Source organism: Microcoleus sp. B9-D4 (genome assembly GCF_036705105.1).
GTDB lineage: Bacteria > Cyanobacteriota > Cyanobacteriia > Cyanobacteriales > Microcoleaceae > Microcoleus.
The window spans coordinates 30,350-48,603 of sequence record NZ_JAUBTS010000060.1 but is presented as its reverse complement, the minus strand read 5'-3'; the positions used below and the strand labels follow the sequence as shown (position 1 = coordinate 48,603).

The window sequence follows — 18,254 nt, the reverse complement described above, 5'->3', positions numbered from 1 at the left end:
GAGCTGGGTGCGATGAAAGTCGCACGCCCAGATCTAACTGAGAGGGGCGGGGAATAATATCCCCCCTCGACTCAATCCGATGATGGCCCCAGTGGCAGATCAATTAACCTGAAAAAATAGAAAAATATCGGAGGATTTGGCAGTGGATGGGTTGAGGGGAGTAAATATCTATCTTGTCGGGATGATGGGTGCGGGAAAAACAACGGTGGGGCGGATTTTGGCAAGAAAATTAAAATACCGTTTTTTTGATACTGATGAACTAATTGTTCGAGTTGCTAATCAGTCAATTGCTGAGATTTTCGATCGAGAAGGGGAAGAGGCTTTTCGGGAACTAGAAACTAAAGTCCTCGGTGAGTTGTCTGCGTATCAAAATTCGGTCGTGGCTACGGGCGGCGGCATTGTGGCCCGACCGATGAATTGGGGTTACTTGCACTACGGTGTAGTAGTTTGGCTGGATGTGCCTGTAGATCAATTGTACGATCGACTGCGTTCGGACACCGCTCGACCCCTACTGCAGGAGGGCGAGATCAAATCAAAGCTGCAAAGCCTTTTGAAAGACCGAGAGCGTTTCTACACTCAAGCAGATGTCCGAGTCTATGCTGGTGTGGGCGAAAGGCCTGAAGCAGTGGCAACTAGGGCGATCGAGGAAATCCAAAAAGTTATCAAACCAGAAACCGGGCCCGAGCTCAATTGATACATTCAGAAACCGAGTTTCTAAGAAAATAACAGGTTTCTGAGGACTTTTGATACCAGTTCAAAAAAATAATGCAACTATACGCAAGCTCCAAACCACAAGCTTCATCACTCATTCCCAAAATCTAAAATCTAAAATCTAAAATCTAAAATGGTATGACTTGGGTGAAAATACTGATATTTGTCTGAGTGTGTCCGTTTAACCACCCCATATTTTGCAATCCACCGGGTTTGACTTGATATGATGCGTAACTTTTATCAGTATGAGGATGTGGTGATGCGGAGATTTTATACAAGAACTAATGCCAGACTCATCTGATTCGTTAAAGTCTGCTATTGAGTTCTCCCTAAAAATAAAAGGGCCCCACCGCTGAAGGGCTGTAGGGCGCAAGGACAGTTAAACGCTAACTTGATTGTCGGGAAATTTAGCATCAATGCTACCCTGCTATGTGACGATTTTACGATCGTCCATTCCCTAATCAACTCTCCCGTATCAAAAAATGTAACCCAGCACCGATCGAATTCAACCGGTCCTATTCTGAAAACAATACCTCATGCATTCTGACTAGCAGCTCCCAAAAGCTGCTTTTTTATTGGGATAAGTTTTTGGCTGCGGGACTTCCGGGATCTTGGCAATAACATTTTGAGCAAAAGTCGCTACAGTTAAATACTGCCCTAGGGGTTTTCAGTTCTACTCCAGGTTCCCCGGTAATTGGTAATTGGTAATTAGTAATGGGGAATTAGTAACGCGCAACGGGGAATCGGCAATTGAGATGCTGTACCTCACCAAGCTGGAAAACTGCTATGATTACATCGCGGAACGGGGAATTAATCCGGGGGTGGGGGATTGAAAAAAAATAAGCTGTATTTATTGATGGGCGATCTGATAGTTTTCGGCTAAATATCCGTTGCGAGTTATAGAATTTGGTTGGATGAATTTCCCGTTCCTCATTAAGAGAATACGAGCCTGCCTGTCCTTGACCAAAACTCGATCGCTCCACCCAGCCCCACACCTGTTAAAGAAATGGTAGCTAATACCGCAAAAGCCCGCCAATTTTTCCAACCAGACATTTGAATATCGAGTCTTGCCAAAGCTCCGGCTGAAATCAAGAGTAAACAAGTAGCAAAAAGGTGCAGCCAAGCAAAAACTACCACTGCCACAAAAGCTCCTACAATAATAGAAAGAAAAGCACCGATATCACTCGAAAACCACCGCAAAATTAAGGCTTTTATGTCTCTCAGAGGGAACGACAAGGCGACAGCAAAGACTAAAATTGAAGCTATGGCTAAAAACCAAGTCAGGTGCGGGGGAACATCAAACTCAGATAATTTCCAGCCAAAAGTGAAATAAGTAACAAAAAGTAGAGTTAGGGAAACCCAAGAGTTTTTTTTCATCCAATGGCACAATTAGGAGAACCAGGCAAAAAAAAGATGATGAACCCGATGAGTTTGTACAGGGGCTAGAGGTTAGTAGAAATAGCTTGCACCGGACAGGTAGGGATGCACTGCTCGCAAACGATACACCGCGATCGAGCAAAACTTAGTTTAAAGCTTTCTGGGTCAAGGGTCAAGGCTTCTGTCGGGCAAACTCCCGTACACAAACCGCAGTCAACGCAGATATCTTCGTCTATGAGTATTTCCCGACTGGCTAGGGAAACGCCGATATTTTGCGATCGCATCCAGTCGATCGCCGCTTCTAGTTGGTCGATGTCCCCTGATAACTCTAGCACCAGTTTGCCCACTTGGTTCGGAGCCACCTGAGCGCGGATAATGTTGGCTGCAACATTAAAATCCTTTGCCAGTCGATAGGTGACAGGCATTTGGATCGATCGTTGGGGAAACGTTAGTGTTACCCGTTTTTTCACCCTGCAAGTCCTCGGTAATTTACAAACAATCTTTGTTATCTTATGTTTTAGCGCACTTGGTCTAATTACTGCCTTTAGCACAAATTTTTATGAGATGGATCTGATTATCTCAAAATGTGCTATAATCTGAATCTATTATTTAAAATAAAAACATAGAAATCAAAGCGCAATTTATTTTATGACCCAGAATTCCCCCAAGTCAACTGTCGCCCCCGTCGCCAAAAATCCCGAAACAAAAGTCGCCACCCGCCTCAGAAACTTATTGATCGTGTTAGCAGCGATCGTCCTTTCAATATCCATCTTCTTTGGGCTGCAAACCCAAACGCCGTCAAGCAGTCTCACCGACATGGCAAAAGCTTCAACGCCATTAGAAACAGCTTTAGTAAATGGCAAACCGACACTCATGGAATTTTATGCTAATTGGTGCGGTAGCTGTCAGGCAATGGCTAAAGATCTGAGCGAAATCAAACAGAAATACGCCGAACCGATGAATTTTGTGATGCTGAATGTAGACAATGACAAATGGCTGCCAGAAATCACAAAATATCGAGTAGATGGCATCCCGCATTTTGTCTATTTGAACGATAAAGGCAGCGCCGTTGCGGAAACGATGGGCGAAATGCCGCGCAGTATTATGGAAGCTAACTTAGAAGCTTTAATTGCAGGAAAACCTCTGCCACACGCCCAAGCTGGCGGTCAAGTTTCTAATTTTACTCCCCCCACAGGGCCTGTGAAAACAAGTAGCTCCGACCCCCGCGCCCACGGCTCTCAAGTACAGTAAAAGCAGGAAGTTCGGCAACGGATTCGCTCGACGGATGTAACGGATGTAACGGATGTCAGGAAGAAGGAAGAAGGAAGAGGGAAAAGGGAAGAAGACTTTAGGAACAGGCAAGATGCCTGTTCCACAAGAAAGTTTATTTGTTGTGGAACAGGCATCTTGCCTGTTCCTGATTGCGATAACTTAGAGAGATTCAAAAGCCCTTCGGAATTTCTGGCAATCTGCGTTTTGGGCGATCGACTACCTCTAAAGGAATATTCAAAAAAACATTTTTCACAATTTATTAAAATTTATTATACTACTTGTCAGGTGCGGAGCGTAAATATTCTCTCACTCCCGATACACAATAAAGCCTGACCGAAAACAATTTAGTCGCCAGCCCCGCGATTCATTCCTTTGCAGGCTGACTGACGGGGTAAACTTTTCAATTCTTTAATCTTTAATCTTTAATCTAAAATCGAATGACTCCCGACAAAACCGGATTCAGTATTAGTGCGACCGCGATTCGCCGCCACATCGGCACCCTCATGCTGACACTAGCCATTATAGTCGTGGGCATTTTCTACATAACCCAACTGCCCGTTGACTTGCTGCCCTCCATCACCTATCCCCGCATCAGCGTGCGCTTAGACGCCCCCGGAGTCTCCCCAGAAGTCGCAGTTGACGAAATTACCCGCCCCCTCGAACAAGGACTTTCAGCAACAGAAGGAGTCACGCAAGTTTTCTCCCGCACGCGGGAAGGACAAGTCAGCGTCGATTTATTCTTCAGACCGGGCGGCAATATCGACCAAGCCCTCAACGACGCGACAGCCTCCGTCAACCGCATTCGCAACCGACTTCCCGATACAGTTGAATCGCCAAATCTGTTTAAATTTGACCCTTCTCAACAGCCGGTTTACGAATTTGCCCTGACTTCAGACTCACGCCAAGGGGTAGATTTGCGGGTATTTGCCGATGAAGAATTAGCCAGGGAAATTAACGTTATTCCCGGAGTAGCTTCCGTTGACGTTTCCGGCGGCGTTCAAGAAGAAATTCAAGTTAATATTGACCTGAATCGGCTGCAAAGTTTAGGAGTTAATCTTAACGACGTTTTTAATGCTTTGCGCGATCGCAATTTAGACACTTCCGGCGGCCGGCTGCGGCAAGAATCTAACGAACCGCTGACGCGCACAATCGGTCGCTTTAAAACAGCTTCTGAAATCGCCAATCTTTCCTTTCAAGTATCCGGTTCCAACCCGCCAAAACGAGTTTACCTGCGCGATTTTGCCCAAGTCAATGACGGCACGGAAGAACAGCGAGTAAAAGTTTTTCTCAATCAAAAACCTGCCGTTAAAATTAGCATTTTGAAACAGCCGGACGCCAACACCATTACTGTTGTAGACGGAGTGAAAAATCGCATCAAAGAAATGCAGGAGTCCGGCTTAATTTCGGCGGACATGACTGTAGTTACTACCTTAGACGAATCCAGATTTATCCGCAATTCCTTAGCCGATGTGGCGAATGCGGGGGTTTCAGGGGCAGTGTTGGCTGCGATCGCAGTTTTGTTCTTTTTAGGTTCCCTCAGACAAACCCTGATTATTTCTCTGACTATTCCCCTGTGTACTCTAGCAGCCATTATTTTAATGCGGCTGTTCGGTATGTCGCTGAATTTATTTAGTTTAGGCGGTTTAGCGTTAGGAATCGGTCAGGCGATCGACACCAGCGTAGTTATTTTAGAAAATATTGTAGTCGGTCTAGACAGCAACCCTCATCTGAAAAAAGGCAGAATCAAAGATCGAAAAGAACGCACGATAGAAGAGTCAGTGTTGCGGAGTGAAGAAGTAGAATCAGCAATGGTTGCCTCCACAGCGGCTAACTTAGTATCAGTGCTGCCATTTTTGCTGATCGGTGGCTTCTTTTCGCTGCTATTTAACGAATTAATTTTGACAATTAGCTTTGCAGTAGCAGCGTCTCTGCTAGTAGCTTTAACGGTAGTGCCGATGCTGACTTCTCGCTTGATGGGAATGTCTTATTCCAGCGGTATTAGTAAGTTCGGGCCGATAAAACATTTCAACCGCGGCTTTGAAAACGGTACGCGGGCTTACGGTTCAATGCTGTCAAAAGTCCTGGGTTTGCGGTTAATTATAATTGTCGTGGCTTTTGTCATTTTAGGCGGCGGCACATGGGTGATGCTAGGACAAATTCCCCAAGAAATTTTGCCGAGAGTTAATACAAGTCAAGCCAGATTATTTGCTTCATTTCCTCCGGGTACTAACTTAGAAACCAATCAAAAAGTTATTGCTGCTGTCGATAAGATTCTGCTTGAACAGCCAGAAACAGACTACACTTTAACGACAGCGGGAGGGCTGCTGTTCGGCAACAATACGGTTGAAAATTTGCTCCGGGGAAGCAGCACAATTACGCTCAAATCAGGTACCAATACCACCGATTTTACAGAAAGAATGACTGAGGAATTGAAAAAAATTGACCTTCCTAAAGGAACTCGTCTGCGGCTAGTTCCAGAATCGATTAGGGGTTTAGTTTTAACTAATTCTCCCGTGCGGGGTGGCGAAATTGATGTCGTGGTTCAGGGGGACACTGAAGAATCATTGCAGGAAGCAGGCCGTCAGATATTAAAAGCATTAGATGAGAAGGTAAAATTAGCCCGGTTTCGGCCGGAGGCGGACCCGCCGCAGTCAGAGGTACAAATTCGTCCAGACTGGGAAAGGGCCGCTGTGTACGGGCTGACAGCCCAAGATATTGGGGAGACAATTCAAACAGCAATTGAAGGTGCTGTTCCTACTCAGTTGCAGCGGGGAAACCGATTAATAGATGTGCGGGTGCAGTTCGATCGCACTTCTGTAAAATCTATTGCTCAACTCGGACAAATTCCGTTATCTGGCAATAACAGTATCATCCGTTTAAGCGATGTGGCAAATATTACGATCGGCAAAGCGCCCGCAGAAATTCAGCGTCTCAATCAGCGCCAAGTTTTCTTAGTTGTCGGAAACTTGAATAAGGGTGCAAGTCTCGGCGATGCTGTCCAGCAAGTCGATGCAGTTTTATCAGAACTGAAGTTGCCGCGAGGAGTAAGAATTGTGCCGAGTTCCGCTGCTGAAACTAATCAGCAATTGCAAACTTCTCTCAAGCTTTTGGGAGGGTTGGCGACTTTTTTAGTGTTTGTAGCGATGGCGGTGCAGTACAATTCTTTGGTTGACCCGCTGGTGATTTTGCTGACAGTGCCACTGGCGTTGGCGGCGGGAGTATTCGGGCTTTATGTGACCAAAACTGCGATCGGGGCGACGGTGATGATCGGTGCAATTTTGCTCGTGGGAATTATCGTGAATAACGGTATTATTATGGTGGAGTTGGCGAACCAAATTCGGGAAGAGGAAGGAGTCGATCGCACAACAGCAATTCTCAGGGCGGCACCTCAGCGCTTGCGACCGATTTTGATGACAACTATTACTACAGTTTTGGGTTTGTTTCCCCTAGCTTTGGGAATTGGAGAGGGTTCGGAGTTTCTGCAACCTTTGGGTGTGGTGGTGTTTTCCGGTTTGTCGCTGGCAACTTTGCTGACGCTGTTTATTATTCCGTGTTTCTATATTTTGCTACACGACTTCTTTGGGATGTTTGCAGCGAAGAAGAAGCCGCAGGCGGTGGCTATTCCCGTGCAGAAAACGGCGAGAAAGACTCCGAATTTGTAATAATTTAGTGCCAGCAAATACGCGCTTTTCCCACAATCCGACAGGGAATGAATTCCCTGCCTCATAGCGAAAGTCGGTTAAAACCGACTGTAGATTTTGACGGGAAGTGCGAGGGATTTTAGTCCTCTTTGAGAGGACTTTTGCTATGAGACTGGGAATTCATTCCCTGTCGGACTGTCGGTTAAAACCGACTGTAGATTTTGAGGAAAAATACGATCTATTTCAGTCCTCTTTCAGAGGACTTTCGCTATGAGACAGGGAATTCATTCCCTGTCGGACTGTCGGATTTACCAACAATACTGGTACTGCATTTGATGTTAAGTTGACGCGCCGATAATTAGTCGGTAAGGTGCGTCAGTAAACAGTCTCTGACTCCCCAAAGAAATTCCAGACTGACGCAGCCTACGATAAATGCTGCAAGATTTCAGTTAAAATAGAGCTTATTTATGCTGAAATATCTTTATGCTGATTTTACCAAAACATGAAATACAAATTGACTGGTCGTTCTCATATATAAATCAACCCATTAATTCCGAGTGGGCGACGATTGTCAGTGGCGATCGCAAAAAAGTCACTTTAGTCGATCGCAACTTGTCGCCAAAATACGAATACCAGCTTCCCGACGAAATTAGCTGTTTAGCCATCAGTCCCAAAGGCGATTTGCTGGCAGCAATTATGGCAAATGGCAATCACTTAGCAATTGTAACAGCAGACAACCAGCTAGTTTTTGAAGAACAACTACCTAACCCTCCTGTTAAGCATTATTTGGATAACGAGAATAAATTTCTGGACTGCTGGTTTGATGCAGACGGCGTGCGTTTTTGGTGCATGAAAGTAATTGAAGCTCAAGAAGTCGAGATTCAAATTCGCGATACCAATTCATGGCAAATCCAGCGAAAACTTCTGCTCAAAGACCCTTTTGGATGGAGTTCCTTCTCGTTTCACCCGCACCCGGAAAATCAAATTTTAGCTATTTGGGCTGCTGCCGGTCAGGACGGACAGCAAGTCTATTGGCTTTATGATGATGGTATCAAGATTCATGCTGTAGAGGTTGCGTGTTTGGCGGACACAACTCCTCCAGTATTTCACCCCGCAGGTAGCGAATTTTTGGTACTCGATGATTCTAATAGAGAACTCAGTCGGTTGAGTTTTCCTGACTGCAATCTCCTCGGTCAATGCCAATGGCCTTGGCCTGATTCGGATGATGGTTTTGATTACTCTATGTGCTACTTATCGGACGATCGCGTTTTAATTAACACAGGTAATGGGAGAATGTACATCATCAATCTCCACAATATGGAGATATCGGATGAACTGATTTTAATCGGTCACGAACCGCGTCCGTGTAAAGAACTTTACCCCACTCTCAAGGATGTTAAAGAAGAGCTTTGTAGCGACTTGCACTGTTTCTATCGTTTTGATTCTGATAGCATTCTGTCCGTTCATTCACAAGTGCTGACTCAAAAACCTGACTCTCAACAGAAGACATTAGTTATCTTCGGGGGAAAAGAGTTGTTTGGTTCGCTGGCGAAGGTACAAGAATCCGCACCGTACAGTAAATTATTCATTCAATCTTTAGGCATTTCTTAAGGATTTTTAATACAAAACGCTTCTTGTGCCGTGTTAGCTTTTCACTCGCTTTCCCACAATCCGACAGGGGTTGAAACCCCTGCCTCATAGCGAAAGTCGGTTAAAACCGACTGTAGATTTTGACGGGAAGTGCGATCGATTTTAGTCCTCTTTTAGAGGACTTTTGCTATGAGACAGGGAATTCATTCCCTGTCGGACGGTCAGTTAAAACCAACTGTAGATTTTGACGGGAAGTGCGAGGGATTTTAGTCCTCTTTCAGAGGACTTTCGCTATGAGACAGGGAATTCATTCCCTGTCGGAGTGTCGGTTAAAACCCAATACGGTTCAGTTAAGGCTATGCAGTGCTTAAAACAATAAATACAGGAGGATTCCTTATGATTCCAGTACCTCTGTGTTTAACTTGTTTAGACCGAAATTTTGAGACAGGTTTTTTCACGACTCTGGGGTTGTTTCTCGCTCACCCTTTCAGGTAGAACTTGATCGAGAATCTCCAAAGTTAACCAATTGAAAAAAAGGGAAGTTCCTGTGGTTGTAACCGCTGAAATTTGGGCAGAGCGCGACGAATAACTCGTAGTGTTCCAGTAAAAGAAAGACGCAAGGGTGAAACGCCTGCGCTGCTTGCTGCTTGAAAAATTAATGACCGTACAGCCCAATGTCCTAGTAGTAAACCATAAATTTCTTGTACCACCTCTTTGGGTCTTTGAGAACGAATATGAGTTTTTCGTCCTAATAAATGTACTTTCAGTTCATCAATCGTATTCTCAACTTCCCAACGTTGATGATATTCACAGGCAAGGAACTGGGCAGGAAATTTTTCTGCTTCCAATAAGCTCGTAATTAAACGATATCTAATTTGTGCTTCTGGGCGTTCGGGATGCTCAATTGTGTACTCAATTACTCTTACTTGTATTGGCTGAAATCCTTTTTTTCTTAATTTGCCTGATGGATAAATCCAACTCAAATATGAACCATCATCTAATTGTGTTTCGTTTAAGAATTTAACGTTGGATGGAATTCGCCCTACATACTCACAACCTTTACTGACTGTGGCTTCTACCATCGCGTAAGAATGTAAACCTCTATCCCACATCAATAACATTCCCTCTGCCACTGAGCGTAACAATTTTAACGCTCTTACTCTTTCTCCCATTTTATATGGACACATTAAGGCATCAAAGATTAAATGTGTTCCTGCCTCTACTAAAATTACTAATCTAGCTTTGGGGAACGCTGCTCTCGTACCCGGACGGCTACCCGGACGACCAAAAACCCTGGCATTTTCATCACCCAGAGGGAATATCTAAGCAGGTTCCATCTATCACTACGACCCTGAGTTCGTTGATAAAAGCTCCTACTGTTTCAACTGTAGCCATTGGTCGCACTAATGAATGAAACAACTGTCTCATCACGCCTGCTCCTAATCTTTGTCTGGCTTGAGTAATTGCCGATTTACAGGGAAACCGCCAATATTTACCAATTTTCACCCATGCTTCATTAAGACCATCAATTAAATTTTTTAAGACATCCCGCATTGAATCTTTAGACCACAGACTCATGGCGATTACCAGGCACACTACCAGTTGTGCTGGTAGGGCGCGCTGACGTTTTTCTTCAACATTTGTTTTCGCAATAGCTTGTTCAATTGCACTGGCTGGAATTGCTATCTCTATGGCCTTGAATATCTCCTTACTTGGGATTTTGGGAGATACTAATGAGAATTCTTTGAGATGCACGCTAACTTGCTCTCCTTTTGTGGACACCATACCTAATTTACCACGGTTTGAGCCTTAACTGAACCGTATTGGGTTAAAACCGACTGTAGATTTTGACGGGAAGTGCGATCAATTTTAGTCCTCTTTCAGAGGACTTTAGCTATGAGACAGGGAATTCATTCCCTGTCGGACTGTCGGACTCACAAACAATATCGGTGCTGCATTTGATGTTAAGCTGACGCACCGTAATAAAATCAGCCAGTAAGGTGAATTTGACATCATATATCATTTATGCTACAATACATACTACACAGGAATAAGCAAAATAAATCTCAATAAAAATGCCCTACGAAAAATTAGACATATCAGCCCCAAAACCAGTATTATCTTGGGCAAATCACGCCCTAGGCGAAAAAGAAACCAAGATGACCGCAAACGTAGCATCTTTGCCCTTTGTATTCAAACACGTCGCACTAATGCCCGACGTACATTTAGGAAAAGGTGCTTTAGTCGGTTCAGTAATTGCCACAAAAGAAGCGATTATTCCGGCTGCTGTCGGAGTTGATATTGGTTGCGGGATGGCTGCCATTAAAATGCCATTCAATGCTCACAAATTAGAAGGGAAACTCAAACAAATCCGCCTCGATATCGAAGCCGCAATTCCCGTGGGATTCGCGGAAAATAAAGAAGTAGAAAAAACTGTCACTAACTGGCAAAAATGGGGTGAGTTTAAGGAACTTCATCAAGGTGTGCAGCATCAAAACAATAAAGCCTTAAAACAAATGGGTTCCCTCGGCGGCGGCAATCATTTTATTGAGGTTTGCGTTGATACTGAAAACTTTGTTTGGCTGATGCTGCATTCCGGTTCTCGCGGCATTGGAAATTTGCTCGCACAGCAGCATATCGAGACTGCTAAAGATTTAGCTAAACTGGCAGAAATTAATCTGGCTGACAAAGATTTGGCTTATTTTGTAGCGGGTACGCGGGAGTTTGCCGCTTACTGGCACGATTTGCAGTGGGCGCAAGATTATGCTCGTTTTAATCGCGATGTAATGATGAATCGGTTTAAGCGAATTGTGGAAAAGCACGTCGCGGGTGGCAAATCTGTTAAGCCATTATTAGAGGTGAATTGCCACCACAATTACGCGGAAAAAGAGGTGCATTTTGGCGAAGATGTGTATGTTACTCGCAAGGGTGCTGTACGCGCGGATGTACAGGATTACGGGATTATTCCGGGTTCGATGGGGGCGAAATCTTTTATTGTTAAAGGGAAGGGAAATGCTGAAAGTTACTGTAGTTGCAGTCACGGTGCGGGGCGATTGATGTCTCGATCTCAAGCGAAGAATGTATTCACTCTCGATGATTTGGTGCGGCAGACTGAGGGGGTTGAGTGCCGGAAAGATGAGCAATTTTTAGATGAAATTCCGGGGGCTTATAAGCCGATTGATGAGGTGATGAGTCAGCAGTCGGATTTGGTGGAAGTTGTGGCGACTCTGAAGCAGGTGGTTTGTGTCAAGGGTTGACAGAAACTGGTTTATTTGTACTTCACTTAGCTAAAAATTGCTGTATAGGAAGAGGGGGGAAATTGAGCTTAACTCGATTTCCCCCCCTCTTGACAAACGCTTTGTTTTCTGAAGCTTTTCCCTAACACACCATCTGTCTCGACTCAATTTCTAGCAAGCGCAGCAGTGTTTCGTCGCCCTTGGCTTGGGCTGCTTGCTTTCTACGATCGAGAATATTGCAAATATTCGCCTGGTGGACTTGCGCCACTTCCACAACTGTTGGGTAATATTCCACCGCCGCTGAGGCACGAGCTGCTGCGACATCGCCAGCGTGAGCATCTCGCTTTTTGGTATGGTTTGTGCCGCCGTATTTTTTAGGGTTGGGAATGTGTCTCGGATACCGATAGTTCCAGTTTTGGCCCCGGTATTTGCCCGCGACTTCGCCTTCGACCATATCAACTGTCGGAATGTCGTACTCGTAGTTTGCGCCGCGATAAGTGAGTTTCATATTTTTTGATCCTTATATTTATGGAGATAAAAAGGGCAGTCAGGTCACGGTTGGTTTTATGGGCTAAAACTTTTTTAGTTTCTGTATTCAATTATACTGTTTTTTGAGATGAATCCGTTTTGTTTACAAAAATTAATATTTTGAGGGGGAGACGGCAAGAAAAAACCCGCCGGAGCGGGTTTAATCGAGTTTTTGACTAATTCGAGCAGCACCCGGAGCGAAACTGCTTCGGTTCCGAATAACTAGCCAACTGTCACCTGATCGGTTTGCACGTTTGTGGCACCTTCTTCAGCCGAGGCGATCGCCACCAACTTGTCGAGAATTTCCTGACTGGGAACTTGACCTTTGAGAACAACCGTGCTGCTGAGCTGAGCCACATAAACAGTCTCGATATCAGCAACTTCTGGATCGCCGTCAAAAGCTAAAGCCACCCGCTTCGCCAGGCCGCTTTCGTCAAAATTTCCGTCTGGGCCGACTTTAGCAGGAGCGATGGATTGCGCTTGTGCTGCTTGCTGTACTACTTGTGCCATCGGTTCAGCCGGGGCTTCAGGCTTTTCGAGTCCGAACAGTCTTTTAAACCAACCCATAGTATTTGAGTCTCCTGAAAATACACTTTTTACACGATAGCTCTAGAATTCCAAAAGACTCGTAATTGTTGCAAAACTCAGCGAAATTTATCAAAATGTTTTCCGGCAGACTTTCACAATCTCAAATCTCCTCTGATATCCAGATGTTGATTTTGCTATTTTATGTATAGGACGATCGCTACGCCTTGGATTGCAGGCCAGTAGTCGAAATAGTTCCCACTTTTACCTTGAAAAAACTGCACAGCGCGCCGGAATACATTCCCGGTTTGTTTAACTACCCAGGACATCTTGTGCTGGTCATCGAAGTGTGATCGCTGATACAGGCACTTTGCCCTGCGCTTAATTGAGGGTAGTCCTGCATATACGCTGTAAATCTAATTCTTAACTTTTTATATCATTTCCAGTTACACTCATACATGATGTTGACGGTTGACAGTGAACAGTCAACAGTGAACAGTCAACAGTGAACAGTCAACAGTGAACAGTCAACAGTCAACAGTCAACAGTCAACAGTGAACAGTGAACTCGAATTTACTATTCCGATGCCAACGGATTTGATATTAGATAATATTGTTCTGCTTCTGACCAATTCAGTTTCAGCAACGAATCATCTCCCCATGTCAGTTTGAGACTCGGCTTAAAGGCTGTCACCCCTAAAGCGTTAATAATTTGCGCTGCTACAGCTTTCGCCAATAGCGGTGGTACAGAATTTCCGACTTGGCGAAAACCGTGCCATTTTGTGACGTGAAATCTAAACCAGTCAGGATAGGAATGCAGTCGCGCAGCTTCTCTGACTGTAATGCACCGAGGGGCGATCGGGTGAATCGGCCTCGGCGAAGTATAAGCCCCCCTCGCCCTGTCGGTTCCCGCCCTGAGAGTGTTGCAAACTCCGTCAGGGTGAAGCTTGTAAAAACGGCTGATCGGCTCTTTTTCGCCGTGTTTGGCCGCCTGAAACCTTTCCATACATTCCTGAGAATGTTTAGTTCGCAAACTACAAGAGAGGATTTGTCGATCGTACTCGCGATCGTAGGAATAATCATCATCCAAACTATCAATTCCGCGCATTATACTCGCATAACTGCTGCACTTTCCGTACTCCGCTATTACCCAATCTCTGTGCAGCAACTCGCTGTACTTTTCCACATCCGGCAAATCTCCAATCGCATCCCAAACTGTCGGGACAGCAGGTAAATTAATTTTTTTATAGCGTTTAGGAATTTTAATTTTCGGCAGTATAGTAGTTTGCTGAGGGTATTTTGGTAGCTCATAACCTTCTTTGCACCCAATCAAAAATAATCGTTTGCGAGCTTGCGGCACTCCATAGTTAACAGCGTTGAGAACTTGATAATTTTCTTGTACTTTATAGCCACGTTTCAGAAAAGAGCTAATTAAAACATTCAGGAGTTCTTTGTGTTCTCCTGATGCAATCCCCGGCACATTTTCCATTACAAAAAACTTGGGTTTTAGCTCCAAAACTAAGCGCTGAAAGTGAAAAATTAGAGAATTTCGTGGGTCGTCCACATCGCGCTTGCCCATCATGGAGAATCCTTGACAGGGCGAACCGCTGATTACTACGTCTATCTCGCGCCGCCCGATCGCCGATTTTTTCCTAATTTCTGAGCCCGTAAGCTGTGTGACATCTTTGCACAGAATAGAACACAGCGGGAAATTAAACTCGTGTGTGGCGCAGTGAATAGGGTCAATTTCGACTGAGGCAAGTACATCAAAACCTGCTTGTTCAAAGCCCAGGGTCATGCCGCCCGCGCCTGCAAATAAATCAACAGCGATCGGTCGCTTTTTCCGATTGCTTGGCATAACATTTCAATAACAAAGTTGCTTTAATAGAAATTAAGGAAATCAACCGCTTTTCTGGTAATAAATCGTGGGTTTGTCCACGAGCCAGCCACAAAGGAACCGGGTTTATACATAACTTTTAAATACAAAAAATGCTTTAATAAGCTGTATTTAATTTGACATTTTTCATTATTTCTGCAGCAGCCCGATCGCACACACCCACATCTCCGAGACTTTCCCGCATTTCCCGATAACCTGCCAAAGTTTGCTGGCGTCGATCGGCATTTTGCAGCAATTCCAATGCGTGATGCACTATATTTTCCGCAGTCGCCTCGTCTTGCAGCAACTCCGGGACGATCGGCTTCATTTGCACCAAATTGGGCGGAGACATAAAAGGAATCGAAAATTTCAGCACGTGGCGAGCAATAACCGCCGTAATCGGACTGACGCGGTAGGCGACAACTTGCGGAACGTCGAGCAAAGCTAGCTCCAGATTAACAGTACCAGATTTAGCGATCGCCAGATCGGCAGCAGCCAAGATTTCCAGAGTTTGATTTTCTAACAAAGTAGCCCGCAAACCGTAATTCTCGATCGCCTGTTCGATTTTGCTGCGAAAAGCGTTGTTAGCAAGCGGAATCCAAAAATGAACTTCCGGCAATTTAGCTTGAATAATTTGAGCTGCCTCAAATATAACCGGCATCAGGTACTTGAGTTCTTGGTGTCTGGAAGCGGGAATTAGGGCGATCGACACCTGTTCCGGCCCAATTCCCAAAGTTTTGCGGGCAACTTCCCGGCTGGGCGCAGATTGCATTCTATCCACCAAAGGATGACCAACCCAACTCACTTCGGCTCCTTTTTCTCGATAATAACAAGCTTCCTCTGGGAAAATTGCCAAAAGTTGGTCGCAAATATTGACAATCAGATCAGTATTGCGAGGAGAAATCGACCAAACCCATTCTTGAGGTGCGATGTACCAAACCACCGGCAAATCAGGCAAACAGCGGCGGATATAGCTGCCAATACCGAGATTTGGAGTCAAATAATCAATCAATACAACAGCATCGGGGCGAAAGTTTTTGAGATATTGTTTAGCTTTTTGTTGAACTTTGATCGTTGGCCAAATATACGGCACTGATTCTATCAAACCCATAGAACCAATGCCCACAGTATCGCCTAAAATAGTAGCCCCAGCTTCTGCCATACGAGGGCCGCCCAATCCGGTTATTTCTAACTCCAAACCAGCGGCGACAGCGTAACGTTTTAAGGCTGCAACTAACAAAGCTCCTTGCAAATCGCCCGAAACCTCACCAGTGCTGATAAAAATTTTCATATTGTGAATTTATACAGGTGAGATGTTTGCTAATAACTCGGTAACAGCATCATATTGATCGGGCATATTAGCACAGCGTAGCAGTAATTCTAAGTCCAGAGCGGGAAGGAATGTACTCCGGGAAATCTGCTCATAATTTTCACCTGTTAAGTAATAGAGAGATAACTGACTATTTTGCCAAAACCAGACTTCCCGAACTCCCAATCTTTTGTAGAACTCTAGAGTATTTATCCCGCCACTGGTAATTACCACTTCAATAGCAATATCTGGGACTATTTTTTGGGTTCCTATATCATAGGAATCATCCGGCTCTTTTCTACCGCCTAATTCTCTGTTACCTAGAGTCGGGCTGCCCTTGCCGTAAAATCTAATCCCATTTGCTCTCATATATGCCTCTAGCAGCATACAGAGAGTTTTCTTGATTATTTCGTGTTCGGGCGAGACAGTCATAATTTGCAGTATTTTATCGAGATAGAAAAATTTCACACCTCTGACATCTTTAAAAGCTGCTTCTATCGCTTCAAATTGCTCCCAACTAACATCTGAGAACCTGATGCAGCCATCTTGTTCTGTTTCACGGGATGTAGATTTGACTGAAGTGTATACATTCATAGGGCAACAGTCGCTTAGTTCCTAGGTTTATTCTACCTCATTTACTTTTTGCCAGGAATCAAACCGCGCCGCCCTTTGGTTATAGACTGCTGCACAAATCTCTGCAGGTGCTGCAAGTGGGGGTTTTCTGGCAACAAATCCAACTGTTCCAAAGCTTGATTGAGAGTGTAGCCAGAATGGTATAGAATACGAAAAGTTTTCTTCAAAACTAGCAAATCTTCTGCTGTAAAACCGGCGCGTTCGAGGCCTATTTTGTTGATAGCTCGCACTCTCGAAGGATTCCCCTCGACTAGCATATAAGGAGGTACGTCTCGATCGATCCTGCTCAAACCGCCCACCATAGACAAGCGGCCGATTTGGACAAACTGGTGAACGCCCAAAACACCGCTCAATCGGGCTTGAGACTCGATTTTAACGTGTCCGGCTAAGGCTACAGCATTCGCGATAATTACTCGATCGGCGATCGCGCAATTGTGTCCCACATGAACATAAGCCATCAATAGATTATGATTGCCAATAGTCGTGCTTTCCCCGGCTCCAGTAGCGCGGTTAATTGTCACGTATTCCCGAATGAGATTGTTGTCGCCAATTTTCACCCTAGTCGGAGAACCCTCGTATTTCAAATCTTGAGGTTCCAAACCAATCGCCGCACCGGGGAAAATTTGATTGCGAGCCCCTATTTCTGTTAGCCCGTCGATAATTGCATGAGCGCCAATCTTAGTCTCCGGCCCGATTTTCACTCTTTCCCCAATTACAGCATAAGCTCCCACTTCTACAGTCGGGTGAAGTTCAGCACCGGGATGAATCACAGCAGTTGGGTGAATCAAAGTAAGCATTTTTCAGTTGTCAGTTGGCTGTTGTCAGTTGTCTGTTGTCTGTTGTCTGTTGGCTGTTGTCTGTTGTCTGTTAACTGTTGGCTGTTGGCTGTTGCAATGCCCTGTTTGGCCAATGCCCTGTTTGGCCAATGCCCTGTTTGGCCAATCACCAACTTAATCTACCATCGAAAACGTCAATTCTCCTTCACAAACTTTTTGTCCGTCTACTTCAGCCACAGCCTGCATTTTTGCGAAGCGGCGGCGTTTTACCCACAGCAATTCTACAGTCATCAGCAACTGATCGCCCGGTACAACCTGACGACGGAACTTGACTTGATCAATGCCGGTAAACATCCACAATCCTTGCTTGATCTCTGGCAACTGAGCCAGAACAATACCGCCAACTTGAGCCATCGCTTCGACAATTAATACTCCAGGCATAATCGGCCGTCCGGGGAAATGCCCTTGAAAATGCGGTTCGTTAAAAGTCACATTTTTAATTCCTACAGCCTTCTCGGACGGCACGTAATCAACAATCTTGTCAACCAGTGCAAAAGGATAGCGATGAGGCAATAATTTCTGAATTTCTTCGAGAGTAAAAGTAGATTTAACCACTGGAGAATCTTCACCGTTTTGGGTGGGGACGGATTCAGAATTAGCAGTATTGAGGGTGTTAACTTCAGTCAGCGTAGACATTGCTTGAAGACTTTTGAGTGTGGTATTGCAGAAGGCAGAAGGCAGAAGGCAGATGCAATCTTAACAGAAGAGCACCTGTTTTTTC

Annotated in this window: 15 protein-coding genes and 1 pseudogene; 6 read left to right on the top strand and 10 right to left on the bottom strand. The window is 44.9% G+C overall.

Features of this window, described 5'->3' with window-relative positions:
- Positions 1-142 precede the first annotated feature (142 nt).
- Positions 143-694 (top strand): shikimate kinase, encoded by a 552-nt coding sequence (locus tag QUB24_RS26615; protein WP_333156618.1) that lies wholly within the window; start codon positions 143-145, stop codon positions 692-694.
- A gap of 718 nt (positions 695-1,412) precedes the next feature.
- Positions 1,413-1,544 (top strand): hypothetical protein, encoded by a 132-nt coding sequence (locus QUB24_RS26610; protein WP_333156617.1) that lies wholly within the window; start codon positions 1,413-1,415, stop codon positions 1,542-1,544.
- Between the two features lie 100 nt (positions 1,545-1,644).
- Here QUB24_RS26610 and QUB24_RS26605 read toward each other — a convergent pair whose 3' ends face one another.
- Positions 1,645-2,088 (bottom strand): hypothetical protein, encoded by a 444-nt coding sequence (locus QUB24_RS26605; RefSeq protein ID WP_333156616.1) that lies wholly within the window; start codon positions 2,086-2,088, stop codon positions 1,645-1,647.
- A gap of 65 nt (positions 2,089-2,153) precedes the next feature.
- A complete protein-coding gene (locus QUB24_RS26600; RefSeq protein WP_190741019.1) occupies positions 2,154-2,558 on the bottom strand; it encodes an NIL domain-containing protein in 405 nt (134 codons plus the stop codon).
- 178 nt (positions 2,559-2,736) lie between these two features.
- Between QUB24_RS26600 and QUB24_RS26595 the strand changes: the two genes are divergently transcribed.
- The 3 genes from QUB24_RS26595 to QUB24_RS26585 all read left to right on the top strand — a co-directional run bounded on the left by QUB24_RS26595 (position 2,737) and on the right by QUB24_RS26585 (position 8,612).
- Positions 2,737-3,339 (top strand): thioredoxin family protein, encoded by a 603-nt coding sequence (locus QUB24_RS26595; protein WP_333156615.1) that lies wholly within the window; start codon positions 2,737-2,739, stop codon positions 3,337-3,339.
- 458 nt (positions 3,340-3,797) lie between these two features.
- Positions 3,798-7,022: an efflux RND transporter permease subunit gene (locus tag QUB24_RS26590; RefSeq protein WP_333156614.1), complete on the top strand. Its 3,225-nt coding sequence runs from the start codon at positions 3,798-3,800 to the stop codon at positions 7,020-7,022.
- Between the two features lie 462 nt (positions 7,023-7,484).
- Positions 7,485-8,612 (top strand): hypothetical protein, encoded by a 1,128-nt coding sequence (locus tag QUB24_RS26585; protein ID WP_333156613.1) that lies wholly within the window; start codon positions 7,485-7,487, stop codon positions 8,610-8,612.
- Positions 8,613-9,109: 497 nt separating this feature from the next.
- On the opposite strand, the pseudogene QUB24_RS26580 reads toward QUB24_RS26585, so the two are convergent.
- Positions 9,110-10,256: pseudogene (locus QUB24_RS26580) on the bottom strand (IS4 family transposase).
- A gap of 410 nt (positions 10,257-10,666) precedes the next feature.
- Between QUB24_RS26580 and QUB24_RS26575 the strand changes: the two are divergent.
- Complete coding sequence (locus tag QUB24_RS26575; RefSeq protein ID WP_333156612.1) at positions 10,667-11,848, top strand: RtcB family protein; 1,182 nt, start codon at positions 10,667-10,669, stop codon at positions 11,846-11,848.
- Between the two features lie 121 nt (positions 11,849-11,969).
- On the opposite strand, the gene QUB24_RS26570 is transcribed toward QUB24_RS26575, so the two are convergent.
- The 7 genes from QUB24_RS26570 to fabZ form a co-directional block, all read right to left on the bottom strand.
- Positions 11,970-12,335, bottom strand: a complete 366-nt coding sequence (locus tag QUB24_RS26570) for a DUF4278 domain-containing protein (RefSeq protein WP_333156611.1) — start codon at positions 12,333-12,335, stop codon at positions 11,970-11,972.
- 242 nt (positions 12,336-12,577) lie between these two features.
- Positions 12,578-12,922: a BON domain-containing protein gene (locus tag QUB24_RS26565; RefSeq protein WP_333156610.1), complete on the bottom strand. Its 345-nt coding sequence runs from the start codon at positions 12,920-12,922 to the stop codon at positions 12,578-12,580.
- Between the two features lie 534 nt (positions 12,923-13,456).
- Complete coding sequence (locus QUB24_RS26560; RefSeq protein ID WP_333156609.1) at positions 13,457-14,737, bottom strand: DNA cytosine methyltransferase; 1,281 nt, start codon at positions 14,735-14,737, stop codon at positions 13,457-13,459.
- A gap of 136 nt (positions 14,738-14,873) precedes the next feature.
- Positions 14,874-16,046, bottom strand: a complete 1,173-nt coding sequence (gene lpxB, locus QUB24_RS26555; RefSeq protein ID WP_333156608.1) for a lipid-A-disaccharide synthase — start codon at positions 16,044-16,046, stop codon at positions 14,874-14,876.
- A gap of 9 nt (positions 16,047-16,055) precedes the next feature.
- Positions 16,056-16,658, bottom strand: a complete 603-nt coding sequence (locus tag QUB24_RS26550) for a Uma2 family endonuclease (RefSeq protein ID WP_333156607.1) — start codon at positions 16,656-16,658, stop codon at positions 16,056-16,058.
- A gap of 41 nt (positions 16,659-16,699) precedes the next feature.
- Entirely contained in the window at positions 16,700-17,494 is a 795-nt protein-coding gene (lpxA, locus tag QUB24_RS26545) for an acyl-ACP--UDP-N-acetylglucosamine O-acyltransferase (protein WP_333156606.1), read from the bottom strand.
- A gap of 153 nt (positions 17,495-17,647) precedes the next feature.
- Positions 17,648-18,169, bottom strand: a complete 522-nt coding sequence (fabZ, locus tag QUB24_RS26540; RefSeq protein WP_333156605.1) for a 3-hydroxyacyl-ACP dehydratase FabZ — start codon at positions 18,167-18,169, stop codon at positions 17,648-17,650.
- Positions 18,170-18,254: the final 85 nt, after the last annotated feature.

Excerpts from the sequence above, each read along its gene's own strand:
- QUB24_RS26605 (WP_333156616.1), bottom strand. The coding sequence starts at position 2,088 with ATGAAAAAAAACTCTTGGGTTTCCCTAACTCTACTTTTTGTTACTTAT.
- QUB24_RS26595 (WP_333156615.1), top strand. The coding sequence starts at position 2,737 with ATGACCCAGAATTCCCCCAAGTCAACTGTCGCCCCCGTCGCCAAAAAT.
- QUB24_RS26590 (WP_333156614.1), top strand. The coding sequence starts at position 3,798 with ATGACTCCCGACAAAACCGGATTCAGTATTAGTGCGACCGCGATTCGC.
- QUB24_RS26585 (WP_333156613.1), top strand. The coding sequence starts at position 7,485 with ATGCTGATTTTACCAAAACATGAAATACAAATTGACTGGTCGTTCTCA.
- QUB24_RS26575 (WP_333156612.1), top strand. The coding sequence starts at position 10,667 with ATGCCCTACGAAAAATTAGACATATCAGCCCCAAAACCAGTATTATCT.
- QUB24_RS26570 (WP_333156611.1), bottom strand. The coding sequence starts at position 12,335 with ATGAAACTCACTTATCGCGGCGCAAACTACGAGTACGACATTCCGACA.
- QUB24_RS26565 (WP_333156610.1), bottom strand. The coding sequence starts at position 12,922 with ATGGGTTGGTTTAAAAGACTGTTCGGACTCGAAAAGCCTGAAGCCCCG.
- QUB24_RS26560 (WP_333156609.1), bottom strand. The coding sequence starts at position 14,737 with ATGCCAAGCAATCGGAAAAAGCGACCGATCGCTGTTGATTTATTTGCA.
- lpxB (WP_333156608.1), bottom strand. The coding sequence starts at position 16,046 with ATGAAAATTTTTATCAGCACTGGTGAGGTTTCGGGCGATTTGCAAGGA.
- QUB24_RS26550 (WP_333156607.1), bottom strand. The coding sequence starts at position 16,658 with ATGAATGTATACACTTCAGTCAAATCTACATCCCGTGAAACAGAACAA.
- lpxA (WP_333156606.1), bottom strand. The coding sequence starts at position 17,494 with ATGCTTACTTTGATTCACCCAACTGCTGTGATTCATCCCGGTGCTGAA.
- fabZ (WP_333156605.1), bottom strand. The coding sequence starts at position 18,169 with ATGTCTACGCTGACTGAAGTTAACACCCTCAATACTGCTAATTCTGAA.